Genomic DNA, 12888 nt, shown 5'->3' with positions numbered 1-12888 from the left:
ATTCCTCATTCGTCATTCCATCAGGTGTAACGGGCATACTGGCGGTGTTGCGGCAGGAAGAAGTCGTGCAGCAAACGGTCCACCTGCAGCAATCCGTCACGCGTCAGCGAGATGCCGTCCGCGTCGAGCGTGGCAAAGCCCTCCTTGGCCAGATAGTCGAGTTGCGGGCCAAAATGCTTCCGTGGATCCTCGCCGAATTTCTGAATGTAGTGCGCCCACTCGCTGCGGCCGAGCTTGAGCTTGAGAATGAACTCCCGCACGAAGCGATCCTCGTGGGTGGTCTCATAAGCGCGGAAGATTGGCAGCTTTCCGGCATCCACCGCCTGCATGTAAGGGCCGACATCCGCCTGGTTTTGATAATGCACGCCGGCGAGGTGGCCAAAGGAGGCCACACCGCAGCTCAGCAAGTCCGCGCCGTCCCACAACGAGTCGCGATAGACGAATTTGATGCGCTTCGGATCCTTCACGACCGTGTAGGCGCTCGTCACCGTGTAGCCGGCCTTCTGGAATTCATCGAAGGCATAGCTCACCCAGTCGCGCTTCGTCTGCCAGTCGGCCACAGGGGCCGTCACCTTCCCTTCGGCCTTCATTTGTTGATACATGGTGGTGTTGTAGGGCACCTCCATCTGGTAAATTGTCACCGCATCCGGCTGCATCTCGATGGCCTTCGCCACGCAGACCTTCCAGTTCGCCTCGGTTTCATTCATCATGCCAGCGATGAGGTCGATGTTGATGTGCTCAAAGCCGAGACTGCGGGCGAAGTTGTAGGCCTTGCCGATCTCCCCGCTGCGATGAGCGCGACCGTTCGATTCCAGAATGTGATCGTCGAAGTTCTCGACCCCGAGGCTCAGACGCGTCACGCCGATCTCGCGGATTCCGGTGAGCTTCACCTCGTTCAGCGTTCCAGGCTCGGCTTCAAACGCGACTTCTTCAGCCTCATCCCATGGCACAAGCGCCTTCATGCGGTCCGAGAGGTCTTTGAGCTGCGGCACGGAAAGATAACTCGGCGTGCCGCCGCCAAAATAAACAAACTGCGCCTTCCGTCCCTTCAGATACGGCTGCGATGACAGGCGCTCCATCTCCCGCATGCCGGCGTCGATGTAGGCCTTGATCTCGCCCGCGTTCTTGTCGGTGTACACCTTGAAATAGCAGAAGTGGCAGCGCTTGCGGCAGAACGGGATGTGGAAATACACGCCGAGCGGGATGTCCTTCGGCGCAGGCCGTTGGAGCACTTCTTCGACGACATGCACCTGATCCGGCTTCCAGAAGGAAAACGGCGGGTAATTGGAGACAAAGTAGTTTCCCGCCTCGGTCTTCTCGACCTTCTTCTCCGTGGCAGGCTTTTCAGAAGTGGTTTGCATGGGGGGACAAAAGAGAAACGCGAGCCGAAGTTAGGCCGTGTTTGAAAACCTGTCGATTGGCAAATCGGTAGTGATGGCGGAAAGGGCGAGTCTTTCTGAATCACGCCTTCTTCGCCCGAAAACGCGCCCAAAGCGGCTGCAGCACGTGATTCACCAGTGGATCGACTACGGCACCGACGATCACGCCGAGCACCGCAGCAATGCCAGCCTGGCCGAGCCACACGAGCAGGCCATGCATCGCGGGCACGAGAGCCGCGAAGGCCTCCGCCGCGTGATGCACCGCCTTTTCCGGTCCATGCACGCCGAGTTCATGCAATCCATGGATAAGGATGCCGCCACCGACCCACAGCATGGCGATCATGCCGACGAAGCTGAGCACCTTCAAAAAAACCGGCATCCCACGCACGAGAGCCCGGCCCAGCGTGCTCACGAGGCCCGTGCCGGATCGTGCCAGCGCCACACCGGCATCATCCGCCTTCACGATGAGTGCCACGGCTCCGTAAACGAGCAGCGTCATGCCCAGGCCGACCACCGCGAGCACAAAAGCCTGCATCCACAGCGGCGAGGTGGACACCGCGGCGAGCGTGATGGCCATGATTTCGGCCGAAAGGATGAAATCCGTGCGGATGGCGCTCGAAACGCGTTCCTGCTCCAATTCCTCCGCCGTGGTGGCCGTCGAGGCATCGCCCTTGTCCTCATGATGCCCGGGACGCACGAGGTGCATGACCTTGTGATAGCCCTCCAGGCACAAAAACGCCCCACCGGCCATCAGCAGCGGCGTGATGCTCCACGGCGCGACGAGGCTGAGCCCCAGCGCACCCGGCAGCAGGATCAGCAGCTTGTTCTTCAGCGAGCCTTTGGCGATCTTCCCGATGATGGGCAGCTCGCGATCCGCGCACAAGCCCACGACATAGCGCGGTGTGACCGCCGCATCGTCGATGACGATGCCCGCAGCCTTCCCACCGGCCTTCGCGGCCATCGCACCGGCATCATCCAGCGAGGTGGCGGCGACTTTGGCCAACGCGGTGATGTCATCGAGCAAGGCGATGAGTCCAGAGGTCATGAGAGGCCTCCTAGGCAGGAAAGAAACGTGAGGGAAGTCATGCGGGGTGGCTACGCATGGGCGCAGAGCCGCCGCACGTCAACTCAGGCATCGGCTGATTCTCGATGGAGAGCACCTGAGGCCCTACGCAGCGCGTTTGCCCGTCTCCGCCGTGGTGCCGAGCCTCGCCGACGCAGACCTCACAGCGGGAGCTGCATTCATCGCCTGCTCGCTGTAGCCTTTTACAACGCGGTAGATGATGCGGTCAAAGAAGCGGTCGAGCCGCTGGAGGAACTCCTGCTCGGCGTAGAGCTCCATGGCGTTCATCTCGAGGTGCTGCTCCCGCGCATGTTCGAGGATGGTGCGCTTCAGCAACTGCAGCTTGTAAACCACCTCGTGCAATGGAAAGCCGTCCTGCTGGCGCACGCGGCCAAGCTCTTCATATCGGCGGTCGAGCCAGCTTCCGAGGTTGATCAAAAGGTCATGCGCCCGGGAGCGGAGTTCCTCATCGGTCAGCGCCTTGTAGTTCGGCGTCTCGGGATCCTGCTGCACGCGCCGGATAGCGAGGTCAGCGATCTTTTGCCAGTTTTTCTCCACAAGGTGGATGATGCGATGTTCGGTAGTCATAGGGTTTGAGGTGAAGTTCAAAGCGGGCGGACGATCCGCACTGGAAGTAAAACGCCGTCCAGGCTTTCCCCGCCATCAGGAAGCCGATGAACACCCGCGGGAATCCGGTCGAATGGAACTCAGCGATTGGCTGAGTGCCTGTTGGGTGGCTGTCGGGACCAAACAAAAGCGGAGCCGGGATGACCGGCTCCGCGTCGGGTGAAAGTTGAGAGAACGAGGGGCGATTACTTGGTCTTGTTGGCCTTGTCGTATTTCACTTTGCACTTCGGGCAGCAGAAATAGACCGTTTTGCCGTCGGCGGTCTTGCTCTTGACGTTGATGTCCACGTCTTTGCCACTGACAGGGCATTTTTCGGCCGCAAAGGTGGCGGAGGCGAAAGCGAGCGTGGCGAGGGTGAGGAGGGTTTTCATGGAGTGGTGAAGGTGAGTTGAGTTGAAGTTGGCCCTGACAGGCGCATGTCTTGAACGTGGCGAGGCTGAAAAATCTTCAAATGCGCATTTCGAGCGGGCGGTCACGCGTTTACCTCGGCCGGATCATCAGCTCGATGACGACCAAGACGATCGAGCAGCTTGGCGCCGGCATCTTTCGTGGATTTGCAGGAAACCCCGGCGCTGACGGGCGGCAAAGCGTTTGCCGTCCCGCGTATTCCGCAGCACCAGTGGTGCAGCTAACGGGCAACCCAACCAACCCACCATGAAACTTTCCTTCTGCGGCGCCGCCGGCACCACCACCGGCTCCAAGCATCTCATCGAGGTCAACGGCCAGCGCATCCTGCTGGACTGCGGCCTGTATCAAGGACGGCGCAAGGAGGCACTGGAGCGCAATCATGATTTCCCTTTTGATCCTACAAAGATCGACGTGGTGGTGCTCTCGCACGCGCACATCGACCACAGCGGCAACCTGCCACAACTCTGCAAGCGCGGCTTTGCAGGCAACATCTTCGCCACGCCGGCCACGCGCGACCTGTGCAGCATCATGCTGCCGGACGCGGCTCACATTCATGAAAACGACATCTCCTGGCTGAACCGCCACCGAAAGCAGGACAAGCTGCCGCTTCTGGAGCCGAGCTACACGATGGCGGACGCCGAGAAGTGCATGCGGCAGTTTGTCTCCGTGGGCTACCACCGCCCGATGTTCATCGCCGACGGCGTGAAGATGACCTTCATCGACGCCGGACACGTGCTGGGCTCCGCGCAGGTCATCCTGGACATCGACGACAAGCAGACGGGCAAAAAGTCGCGACTTCTCTTCTCCGGCGACATCGGCCGTCCAGGCAACGACCTCCTGCTCGACGCGGAACCGAGCGAGAAGGTGGATTTCGTCATCATGGAGAGCACCTATGGCGGACGGAAGCATGAGTTGGCCACGGACGCGCGCGAGCATCTGTGCCGCATCATCCGCCGCATCCTGCAGCAGCGCGGGAAGCTCATCATCCCGGCCTTTGCGGTCGAGCGCACACAGCAGCTTCTCTACACACTCGATCATCTCCGTCATGAGGAGTGCTTCCCGGTCATCCCGACGTTTGTGGACAGTCCGCTGGCCGTGAAGGCCACGGAAATCTTCCGCCTGCACATCGACGACCTAAAGCCCTCGGTTCGGGAGGCCATCTTCATGCGGAACGACCCCTTTGGCTTCGAAGGCTTGCAGCTCGTACGCAGCGTCGATGATTCGAAGAGCCTGAACCGCATCAAGGGCGCGGCGATCATCATGTCCGCCTCCGGCATGGCGGAGTCCGGCCGCATTCTGCACCACCTGCGCAACAACGTGGAGAACGAGCGCAACATCATCCTCTTCGTCGGCTACTGCGCGGAAAACACGCTCGGCTGGAAGCTGCGGGAAGGGTACAAGCAGGTGAACATCCTCGGCGACGAGTTCGAGGTGAATGCCGACATCGAGATCCTCGACTCCTTTTCAGGCCACGCGGACCACGACGAGTTGCTCGGATGGTTCGACCGCGTGCAGGGGCCGAAGAGCCGCATCTTCCTCGTCCATGGCGAACCGGAGCGCTCCACGGCGCTCAAGGCTGCGCTCGACGAGAAGCATCAGGGCGGCAGCGTCGAGGTGGCTGTGCTGAACCAGCAAGTGGAGCTGTGATCAGTGATGCGGGCGCTCCGCCCGCTTCACCTCAATCGTTTCTGAAGAGGCGCTTGAAGAAGCGGCCGACTTCGAGACCGGTGTCACCCGTCCATTCCCAGGCGCGGCGCGCGGTGCGCTTCACGTCATCCGCGGCTTTTTCGCCGGGAGTGCCCGGCTGGGAAGAGGTCGCCGGGCCGCCGGGCACGTTGCTGGAGAGGCCGTTGAACCATTGCTGGTGGATGACCGCGCCGTTTTCGGCGGAAATGACGATGAAGCCGACCTCCGCTCCGTTCGCGTCGTTCAGCGCGAGCCCCCATTCCGGCGCGCCGGTGGTGGCGTTGGCGGCAAGCTGATAAGCAGCGGCGACGAAATTCACCTTCGCTAGCGCGGCGTTCTGCTGGGCGATCTTGCGCGCGTCGGACGAGCGGAAATTGATGCGATTGAAGGCGATCGGCTGCGGCGGCACGCGGCTGAGCAGTTTGGCACCGGCGCCGTTCGCCTTGGGCGCCCAGCTCCGGTTCTGAGCGTTCAGCACCGCGCGGACGAGTTCTCCCTGGCGGAAAGGATCACGCGCATAGACGGTCCATTGATCAGGGTCGCCGGAAGACGCGGGCGACTGCAGCAGCAGGATGCCCTCGGAGGTAGCGGCGCCATATTCCTGGTCGATGACCGTGGCAATTTCAGGGTTGGCGCGCAGCAGCGAGGCGCTGGCAAGGACGAGGCTGAGTAGAATGACGTGTTTCATGGTGAGGAGTCGGGTTGGTGAGATCAAGATGAGAGTTGTTCAATCGCGGCTGCGCAGCTTGGCCAGCAGGCGGAGGATTTCGAGGTAGAGCCACACCAGTGTGACGAGCAGGCCGAAGGCCGCATACCATTCCATGTGCTTCGGCGCACCGGCGGCGCAGCCATGTTCGATGAAGTCGAAATCGAGCACGAGATTCAGCGCGGCGATGACGACGACAAAGCCGGAGAAGGCGATGCCAATCCAGCCATTCCCGAACAACCCGGGAATCTGAATGCCGAACATGCCCAGCACCCAGGTGGCGAGGTAGAAGATGGCGATGCCAAAAGTGGCGGCGAAGAGGCCGAGCTTGAAGTTCTCCGTGGGTTTGATCAATCCTGTGGCATAGGCGGCCAGCAGCGCGAAAAGGATGCCGCAGGTCAGCATGACGGCGGTCAGGACGATGCCATGAAACTGCGCCTCAAAAATGGCCGAGACGAGGCCGACGAGGACACCCTTCGTCACCGCATAGACCGGCGCGAGCACCGGAGCCGTTTTTGGCACGAAGCCGATGATCAGGGCCAGGCCAAAGGGAAGAAACCAGCCAAACTTCAAAGCGGCTCCGAACCATGACGGAGCTTCCGCCCCTGAAACCAGCTTCCAGCTCCAACTGCCTGCGGTGACGAGCAGCAGGGTCAGAATGGCGGTTTTAATCACGGTGCCGTTGAGCGTCATCACGCCGTCGGCAGGATTGCCGCTGCGGGAGCGTTCAAAAACATGTTCGTTGAGTGCGGGATTTGAGGTGCGCATGATTTGATTCGGAATTCACCAGCAGACTACAAGACATCTGGCAGGCCGGTCAATCCGCCTCTTTTGCGCCCTCTTTACCTCAACAAGCCGGCTCAGGCGTGCTGTGATGCTGCACGGCCGCCTTCACGAAGCCGTGGAAGAGCGGATGCGGGTGGTTCGGCTTGCTGAGGAACTCAGGATGGAACTGGCAGGCGACGAAGTAAGGATGCGCGGGCAGTTCGATGATCTCGGCAAGGTCGCCCTTCGGCGAGGTGCCGGAGATGAGCATTCCCTTCTCCTCCAGCCGCTCCTTGTAGTCGGAGTTGAACTCGTAGCGGTGGCGGTGGCGCTCGGTGATGGTGGCGCTGTGGTAGAGCTCGAACGCCTTGCTTCCAGGCACGAGATCGGTCACCCAGGTGCCGAGACGCATGGTGCCGCCGAGTTGCTTCACTTTTTTCTGCTCCTCCATGAGGCTGATGACCGGGTGCTCCGTGGCCTTGTCGAACTCGGTGCTCGTCGCGCCTTTCAAACCGCAGACGTTGCGCGCAAACTCGATGACCGCGATCTGCATGCCGAGGCAGATGCCGAAGTAAGGCACGCCCTTTTCACGCGCGTAGCGGGCGGCGCTGATCTTCCCCTCCGTGCCGCGGTCGCCGAAACCGCCAGGGATGAGGATTCCTTGCAATCCGGCGAGATACAGATCCGGGCCGGCCTTTTCGATGCTCTCGGCATCGACACGCACGATGTCCACCTTGCAGTCGTTCGCAGCACCGGCGTGGGTGAGCGCTTCGTAGATGGACTTGTAGGCGTCCTGGAGCTCGATGTATTTCCCCACGACGCCGATGCGGACGTGATGCGACGGATGGATCACACGCTGCACAAAGCTGCGCCAGCGACCGAGATCCGGCTGCGGGGTGTTCAGGCCGAGCAGGCGGCACACGTTGTCGTCGAGGCGCTCCTCATGCAGCTTCAATGGCACCTCGTAGATGGTGTTCTTCACGTCTCGTACCTCGACGACGGACTCGATCGGCACGTTGCCGAAGAGGGAGATTTTCTCGCGCACATCCAAGTCGAGCGGATGCTCGGTGCGGCAGAGGATGATGTGCGGAGCGATACCGATCTCCCGCAGCTTCGCGATGCTTTGCTGCGTGGGCTTGGTCTTCAGTTCCTGAGCCGCCTTGATGTAGGGCACGAGCGTGGCGTGAACGAAAATGACATTCCCCGGACCGGCCTCCTGTGCAAACTGGCGAATCGCTTCGAGGAACGGCAGCCCCTCGATGTCACCGACGGTGCCGCCGATCTCGGTGATGATGACGTCGCCGCCCATCTTCTCGGCGACCTCATGGATACGCGCCTTGATCTCGTTGGTGACGTGCGGGATGACCTGTACGGTGCGCCCCTTGTATTTGCCGGCGCGCTCCTTGTCGAGAACGCTTTGATAAACCTGGCCGGAGGTGAGGTTGTTGAGCTTGGAGAGATTTGTGTGTGTGAAGCGCTCGTAGTGGCCGAGATCGAGGTCCGTCTCCGCGCCGTCATCGAGCACATACACCTCGCCGTGCTCATAGGGGTTCATCGTGCCCGGGTCGATGTTCAGATACGGGTCAAACTTCTGCATGATGACCCGCAGGCCGCGCAGTTCGAGCAACGTGCCGAGGGAGGAGGCGGCAAGGCCTTTGCCGAGTGAGCTGACAACGCCGCCGGTGACGAAAATGTATTTCATGATGGTTCTCGATTCGCGGTTTCCGGTTCCCAGTTCAAGAAGATTGTTTTTGAAGATGATGTTCGATGGCGGCGGCCTGTTCCGGCGTGTCCACGCCGGGTGAGAGCTCGTCGGTGAGCACCACGCGGATGCGCGTGCCGTTTTCGAGCGCGCGGAGCTGCTCCAGCGACTCGGTCTGCTCCAGCCGCGACGGCGGCCAGGCGACGAACTGGAAGAGGAAGCTGCGCTGGAAGCCGTAGATGCCGAGGTGACGGTAGCTGCGCGGCCAGGCGGCCGGATTCCGCACGAAAGGCAGCGGCGAGCGCGAGAAATAGAGCGCGTCGCCATGCGTGTCGAAGATGACCTTAACCACGTTCGCGTCGGTGATCTGCGCCGGATCGTGAATCGGGGCGGCGGCGGTGATCATTTGGATGCCGGCATCGTTGCGCATCGTGCAGGCCAGCTCGTCGATGAGCGCGGGCGAGATGAGCGGCTCGTCACCCTGCACATTGATGACCACGCGATGATCCGGGAACGATTCCGCCGCCTCGGCGATGCGATCCGTGCCGCTGGGATGGTCGGGCGAGGTCAAAACGGCCTTCGCGCCGAAACCGGCCGCCGCCTCGGCGATGCGGGCGTCATCGGTGGCGATGATCACATCGTCGATCTGCTTGCAGTCCTGGCAGCGCTCCCAGACGTGCTGCACCAGCGGTTTCCCGGCAATGAGGTGGAGCGGCTTGCCCGGGAAGCGGGTGGAACCCCAGCGGGCTGGTATGGCGACGAGTGTGCGGGAGGAGTCTGAGGTTGCCAAGGCGGTGAGACAGGCGGGTTCGTCTGAGATGAAACGGCTGGAGGGTTGTTGCAACAAAGAATTGGCCGTCCCGGAGGACGGCCAATCGGTTAATCGCTGCTGCTTTGCCTGTAAACTCAGGCCTTGATGTGCGCGGAGACGAGCTTGGTCATCTCAAACATCGTCACCTGGCTCTTGCCGCCGAAAACGGCCTTGAGCTTCTCGTCAGCGTTGATGTTGGTCTTCTTGGCCTGGTCCTGAAGGCCGTTCGCCTTGATGTAGTCCCAGAGCTTTTTGGTCAGTTCACCACGGGAGAGCGGTGTCGAGCCCACCACGGCGGCCAGGACTTCGTCGGGCTGGACGGGCTTGGCGAGGGCGGGATTGAGTTTGCGGGCGGGTTTGGAATTGGTTGAGTCGGACATAGGGATGAGAGGCTGGCGGCTGATAGGCAGCAGGTCAACCCCGGATGCCTTGAAGGTGGTTCCGTGCATTTTCTGTTTCACGGAACAAAAATGACGAAACCCGAATTGGACATTCATTCGTCATTCCTCATTCTGGTTTCGTTATTGTCGCCCCCCCCTTCCAGCAGCCGCACACTTTTCTCCACCAGCGGCAGCCACAGGCTCACACGCGTCCCCTGCCCTTCCCGGCTTTCGATGTCGATCTCGCCGCCGTGCTCGCGGATAATGCGGCGCACGATCAGCAGGCCCAAACCGGTGCCCGTGCTGCGCGTGGTCGCGAAAGGCTGGAAAAGACGGCCCATCTGCTCCGGGCTGATGCCCTTGCCCGTGTCCTCAAAGCTGAGCCGCACCTCATAGTCCGTGAACGTGCCGACGATGGTCAGCGCGCCGCCGTTCGGCATCGCCTGGCAGGCGTTCCGGATGAGATTGTAGATCGCCTGCTTCATCTGGTTCGCATCCAAGGGCATCATCGGCAGGTCGGCACGGAGATCGAGCTTCAGCTTCACCTTGCCCTGTTCCAGCTCAGGCTGGAGGAAACGCGCGCACTCCTCGATCAGTTCGCGCAACTGCACGCGCTGGAGCTGCGGCTGGGTCGGGCGGATCGCGGCGAGGAACTGCCCGATGATGAAATCCAGCCGTTTGATCTCGCCTGTGGCCACATCCAGGTGCTCGCGCAGGGCCTCGCCCTTCGCGCCCATCTTCTTCAGGCGGCGTTCGAGGAGTTGGAGATGGATGGTCAAGGAATTGAGCGGATTGCCCAGTTCGTGCGCCACCCCGGCCGCCAGCAGCGTGAAGGCGTTCAGCCGCTCGCTCTCGATCTGCTCCTCCGTTCGCTTCCGCGTCTCGGTGACGTCGCGGATCAGCATCACGAAGCCGAGCTGTGAATCATCATCGATGCTGGTGATGTAGAAATTGAGGTAGCGGTTCTCCGGATAAAAAATCTCCAGGTCACGGCTCACCACCGTACCTGGCTTCAGCAGTTCGTTCCAATCCAGCCCGCGCACGCCCTGCGCCAGCCGCTGGCCGATCACCTGGACCTGCTGCAGGCCGAAAAACGTGCAGGCCGCCCGGTTCACATAGGTCACCTTCCCCTCGGTATCGAGCAGGATGACTCCCTCTTGGAGCGCCTCGAACACTTTCTCCTGAAACTTCTTCTCCCGCGCCAGTTCCAGAACAATGCCCTGCACCTCGCCCGGTTCCAGGCGGTCCATGCGTTTGATGAGCTTGTCGATGAAGGCGGATCTCATACACTGGCGGTCATGAACGACATCCTGATCGTCCTCTGCACCTTCCCGGACATCGGCAAGGCGCGCGAGACTGGCACGGCGCTGGTGGAATCGCAACTCGCCGCCTGCGTGAATCTCATCCCAGCCGTCGAATCCATCTACCGCTGGGAGGGCAAGGTCGAAACCGCCGCCGAAGTGCTGGCCCTCTTCAAAACCACGCCCGCCGCCTGGCCCCGCTTCGAATCACGCCTCCGCGAACTGCATCCCTACGACGTGCCGGAGATCGTGGCGCTCAAACCGGAGCAGGTGGCGGAGAGTTATGTGCGGTGGGTTGGGGAAAGTGTTTCGTGACGACTCAGGCTTTGGTGTCGTGGTCATTTCCGAATGGCTTGGGCCAACCATAAAGCTTCACATGGTTGATGAGTGTGTCGGTTTGGCTTTGTGGTTCTGCCGAAAGACCAGTGCCGCCCCATGACTCAGTGATCAAATGTGTGTGCTCGACCTCGCCGCGTGCAGCATGATCTGCGAGCCGTAAAAGCTGCATGGACAAGTACCGGAGCCCAGCCTCATCACCGTGAATGAATAGTTGGTCTTTCTCGGGTGAGAGTTCGAATGTGAGGAGGTGTTTGTCCATAAAAGTAGGGTGCTAGCACCTTTGACGCGATTTGAAGGTATAGCCCCTTACACGCCCAGCACCTGTAACAGCGCCCTCTGAATCCTCGCCAGCGTCTTCTCCTTGCCGATCAAATGCGCGATCGTCGTCACACCCGGACCGCGTGACTGGCCGCTGAGCGCAAAACGCAGCAGCGGCATCATCGCACCGGGTTTAACACTCAAAGCCTTCGCCGCTGCTTCGACGGCATCGTGGACGCTTTGTTCGGTCCATTCGGCGGCTTGGGCGAGTTGATCGCTCGCGGCCTTGAGCAGGCCGGCGTTTTCGGGTTTGGCCTTCAATTTGGTCACGACGTCAGCTTCAAAGGGGAAATCCTCGCGGAAGAAGTAATGCACCCACTCGGGCAGTTCGATGAGCAGGCTCACTTTTTCACGCACGCTGTGCACCGCTGCGGCAGCCATCGCGTCATCGGTCCATGACAGGCCTTTGGCAGCGAGGAAGGGCTTCGCGTTCTTCAGCAGTTCCTCGGAGCTCAATTCGCGCAGATACTGCGCGTTGAACCACTGCGCCTTCTTCATGTCGAACTTCGCGTTGCTGCTGTGGATGGCCTCGGCGTCGAACAACGCGGTCAGTTCGGTGCGGGAGAGTTTTTCGCCCTCGGACTTCGGTGTCCAGCCGAGCAGGCAGAGGTAGTTGAACACGGCGTCGGGCAGGAAACCGGCGTTCATGTAGCTGTGCTCAATGGCGCTGCCCTCGTCGCGTTTGCTCATCTTCGTGCCGTCCGGATTCAGGATGAGCGGGATGTGCGCGTAGGTCGGCGGCGTGGCACCGAAGGCGCTGAAGAGGTCGATGTGCTTCCAGGTGTTCGAGAGATGATCCTCGCCACGGATGACGTGGGTCATGCGCATCTCGATGTCGTCCACCACATTGACAAAATGGAAGATGTAACTGCCGTCCGGGCGGCGGATCGTCATGTCCGGCTCCTCCGTGGGCGCGAAGGTCACATCCCCGCACACGAGATCATGCACGGTGATGGCCGTGCGGCTGAACTTGAAGCGCATCGCGCCGTTTTCCTCCGCATACACGCGTCCGGCGTCCTCCAGCTTCTTGAAGTAAGCGTCGTAGATGTCCTTGCGTTGGCTTTGGAAATACGGGCCGTGATTGCCGCCGATCTCCGGGCCTTCATCCCAGTCCAGTCCGAGCCAGCGCAGCCCTTTGAGGATGCCCGCGGAGGCTTCGGCCGTGTTGCGTGCGCCATCGGTGTCTTCGACACGCAGGATGAAGGTGCCGCCATGTTTGCGGGCCATGAGCCAGTTAAACAAAGCCGTGCGCGCACCGCCGACATGAAGGTCACCGGTGGGCGAAGGAGCAAAACGAACGCGAATGGACATGAGGGGAAAAGTAACGCGGGCATTCCTGCCCGCTGGATTGGATGATTGAAAAACGGGCCGCGATCATAGCCGGGAATCCCCGTTTCAAATTT

At 61.0% G+C, this 12888-nt stretch carries 14 protein-coding genes; 2 read left to right on the top strand and 12 right to left on the bottom strand.

The features are described 5' to 3' along the window. Positions 1-20 precede the first annotated feature (20 nt). The 4 genes from ACILSE_RS15140 to ACILSE_RS15125 all read right to left on the bottom strand — a co-directional run bounded on the left by ACILSE_RS15140 (position 21) and on the right by ACILSE_RS15125 (position 3440). Positions 21-1361, bottom strand: coding sequence for a coproporphyrinogen-III oxidase family protein (locus tag ACILSE_RS15140; protein WP_395718252.1), 1341 nt, complete (start codon positions 1359-1361; stop codon positions 21-23). A 100-nt stretch (positions 1362-1461) separates the two neighbouring features. Continuing rightward, the gene (locus ACILSE_RS15135; RefSeq protein ID WP_395718251.1) at positions 1462-2424 is read right to left on the bottom strand and encodes a DUF808 domain-containing protein; all 963 of its coding nucleotides are present in this window, start codon (positions 2422-2424) and stop codon (positions 1462-1464) included. 123 nt (positions 2425-2547) lie between these two features. Next, a complete protein-coding gene (locus ACILSE_RS15130) occupies positions 2548-3030 on the bottom strand; it encodes a hypothetical protein (protein ID WP_395718250.1) in 483 nt (160 codons plus the stop codon). A 224-nt stretch (positions 3031-3254) separates the two neighbouring features. Beyond that, entirely contained in the window at positions 3255-3440 is a 186-nt protein-coding gene (locus ACILSE_RS15125; RefSeq protein WP_395718249.1) for a hypothetical protein, read from the bottom strand. A gap of 283 nt (positions 3441-3723) precedes the next feature. Between ACILSE_RS15125 and ACILSE_RS15120 the strand changes: the two genes are divergently transcribed. Further along, positions 3724-5124, top strand: a complete 1401-nt coding sequence (locus ACILSE_RS15120) for an MBL fold metallo-hydrolase RNA specificity domain-containing protein (RefSeq protein ID WP_395718248.1) — start codon at positions 3724-3726, stop codon at positions 5122-5124. A gap of 31 nt (positions 5125-5155) precedes the next feature. On the opposite strand, the gene ACILSE_RS15115 is transcribed toward ACILSE_RS15120, so the two are convergent. The 6 genes from ACILSE_RS15115 to ACILSE_RS15090 all read right to left on the bottom strand — a co-directional run bounded on the left by ACILSE_RS15115 (position 5156) and on the right by ACILSE_RS15090 (position 10813). After that, complete coding sequence (locus tag ACILSE_RS15115; protein ID WP_395718247.1) at positions 5156-5851, bottom strand: hypothetical protein; 696 nt, start codon at positions 5849-5851, stop codon at positions 5156-5158. Positions 5852-5890: 39 nt separating this feature from the next. After that, positions 5891-6637 carry a Bax inhibitor-1/YccA family protein gene (locus ACILSE_RS15110; RefSeq protein WP_395718246.1) on the bottom strand — a complete coding sequence of 249 codons (747 nt, stop codon included), beginning with the start codon at positions 6635-6637 and terminating at the stop codon, positions 5891-5893. A gap of 79 nt (positions 6638-6716) precedes the next feature. Further along, a complete protein-coding gene (locus tag ACILSE_RS15105) occupies positions 6717-8336 on the bottom strand; it encodes a CTP synthase (protein ID WP_395718245.1) in 1620 nt (539 codons plus the stop codon). A gap of 34 nt (positions 8337-8370) precedes the next feature. Next, complete coding sequence (kdsB, locus tag ACILSE_RS15100) at positions 8371-9126, bottom strand: 3-deoxy-manno-octulosonate cytidylyltransferase (protein WP_395718244.1); 756 nt, start codon at positions 9124-9126, stop codon at positions 8371-8373. A 116-nt stretch (positions 9127-9242) separates the two neighbouring features. Then, positions 9243-9527, bottom strand: a complete 285-nt coding sequence (locus ACILSE_RS15095) for an SWIB/MDM2 domain-containing protein (RefSeq protein ID WP_395718243.1) — start codon at positions 9525-9527, stop codon at positions 9243-9245. A gap of 113 nt (positions 9528-9640) precedes the next feature. Beyond that, the gene (locus ACILSE_RS15090; RefSeq protein ID WP_395718242.1) at positions 9641-10813 is read right to left on the bottom strand and encodes a nitrogen regulation protein NR(II); all 1173 of its coding nucleotides are present in this window, start codon (positions 10811-10813) and stop codon (positions 9641-9643) included. Between the two features lie 12 nt (positions 10814-10825). On the opposite strand from ACILSE_RS15090, the gene cutA reads away from it, so the two are divergent. Beyond that, the gene (gene cutA, locus ACILSE_RS15085) at positions 10826-11143 is read left to right on the top strand and encodes a divalent-cation tolerance protein CutA (RefSeq protein WP_395718241.1); all 318 of its coding nucleotides are present in this window, start codon (positions 10826-10828) and stop codon (positions 11141-11143) included. Positions 11144-11147: 4 nt separating this feature from the next. Here cutA and ACILSE_RS15080 read toward each other — a convergent pair whose 3' ends face one another. Continuing rightward, on the bottom strand, positions 11148-11426 hold the full coding sequence (locus ACILSE_RS15080) for an Imm32 family immunity protein (protein ID WP_395718240.1): 279 nt from the start codon (positions 11424-11426) through the stop codon (positions 11148-11150). 47 nt (positions 11427-11473) lie between these two features. Further along, positions 11474-12796: a glutamate--tRNA ligase gene (locus ACILSE_RS15075; protein WP_395718239.1), complete on the bottom strand. Its 1323-nt coding sequence runs from the start codon at positions 12794-12796 to the stop codon at positions 11474-11476. Positions 12797-12888: the final 92 nt, after the last annotated feature.

The organism is Prosthecobacter sp. (assembly GCF_044236155.1).
GTDB lineage: Bacteria > Verrucomicrobiota > Verrucomicrobiia > Verrucomicrobiales > Verrucomicrobiaceae > Prosthecobacter.
This window is presented reverse-complemented; position numbering and strand designations above follow the sequence as displayed.

Excerpts from the sequence above, each read along its gene's own strand:
- ACILSE_RS15140 (WP_395718252.1), bottom strand. The coding sequence starts at position 1,361 with ATGCAAACCACTTCTGAAAAGCCTGCCACGGAGAAGAAGGTCGAGAAG.
- ACILSE_RS15135 (WP_395718251.1), bottom strand. The coding sequence starts at position 2,424 with ATGACCTCTGGACTCATCGCCTTGCTCGATGACATCACCGCGTTGGCC.
- ACILSE_RS15130 (WP_395718250.1), bottom strand. The coding sequence starts at position 3,030 with ATGACTACCGAACATCGCATCATCCACCTTGTGGAGAAAAACTGGCAA.
- ACILSE_RS15125 (WP_395718249.1), bottom strand. The coding sequence starts at position 3,440 with ATGAAAACCCTCCTCACCCTCGCCACGCTCGCTTTCGCCTCCGCCACC.
- ACILSE_RS15120 (WP_395718248.1), top strand. The coding sequence starts at position 3,724 with ATGAAACTTTCCTTCTGCGGCGCCGCCGGCACCACCACCGGCTCCAAG.
- ACILSE_RS15115 (WP_395718247.1), bottom strand. The coding sequence starts at position 5,851 with ATGAAACACGTCATTCTACTCAGCCTCGTCCTTGCCAGCGCCTCGCTG.
- ACILSE_RS15110 (WP_395718246.1), bottom strand. The coding sequence starts at position 6,637 with ATGCGCACCTCAAATCCCGCACTCAACGAACATGTTTTTGAACGCTCC.
- ACILSE_RS15105 (WP_395718245.1), bottom strand. The coding sequence starts at position 8,336 with ATGAAATACATTTTCGTCACCGGCGGCGTTGTCAGCTCACTCGGCAAA.
- ACILSE_RS15095 (WP_395718243.1), bottom strand. The coding sequence starts at position 9,527 with ATGTCCGACTCAACCAATTCCAAACCCGCCCGCAAACTCAATCCCGCC.
- ACILSE_RS15090 (WP_395718242.1), bottom strand. The coding sequence starts at position 10,813 with ATGAGATCCGCCTTCATCGACAAGCTCATCAAACGCATGGACCGCCTG.
- cutA (WP_395718241.1), top strand. The coding sequence starts at position 10,826 with ATGAACGACATCCTGATCGTCCTCTGCACCTTCCCGGACATCGGCAAG.
- ACILSE_RS15080 (WP_395718240.1), bottom strand. The coding sequence starts at position 11,426 with ATGGACAAACACCTCCTCACATTCGAACTCTCACCCGAGAAAGACCAA.
- ACILSE_RS15075 (WP_395718239.1), bottom strand. The coding sequence starts at position 12,796 with ATGTCCATTCGCGTTCGTTTTGCTCCTTCGCCCACCGGTGACCTTCAT.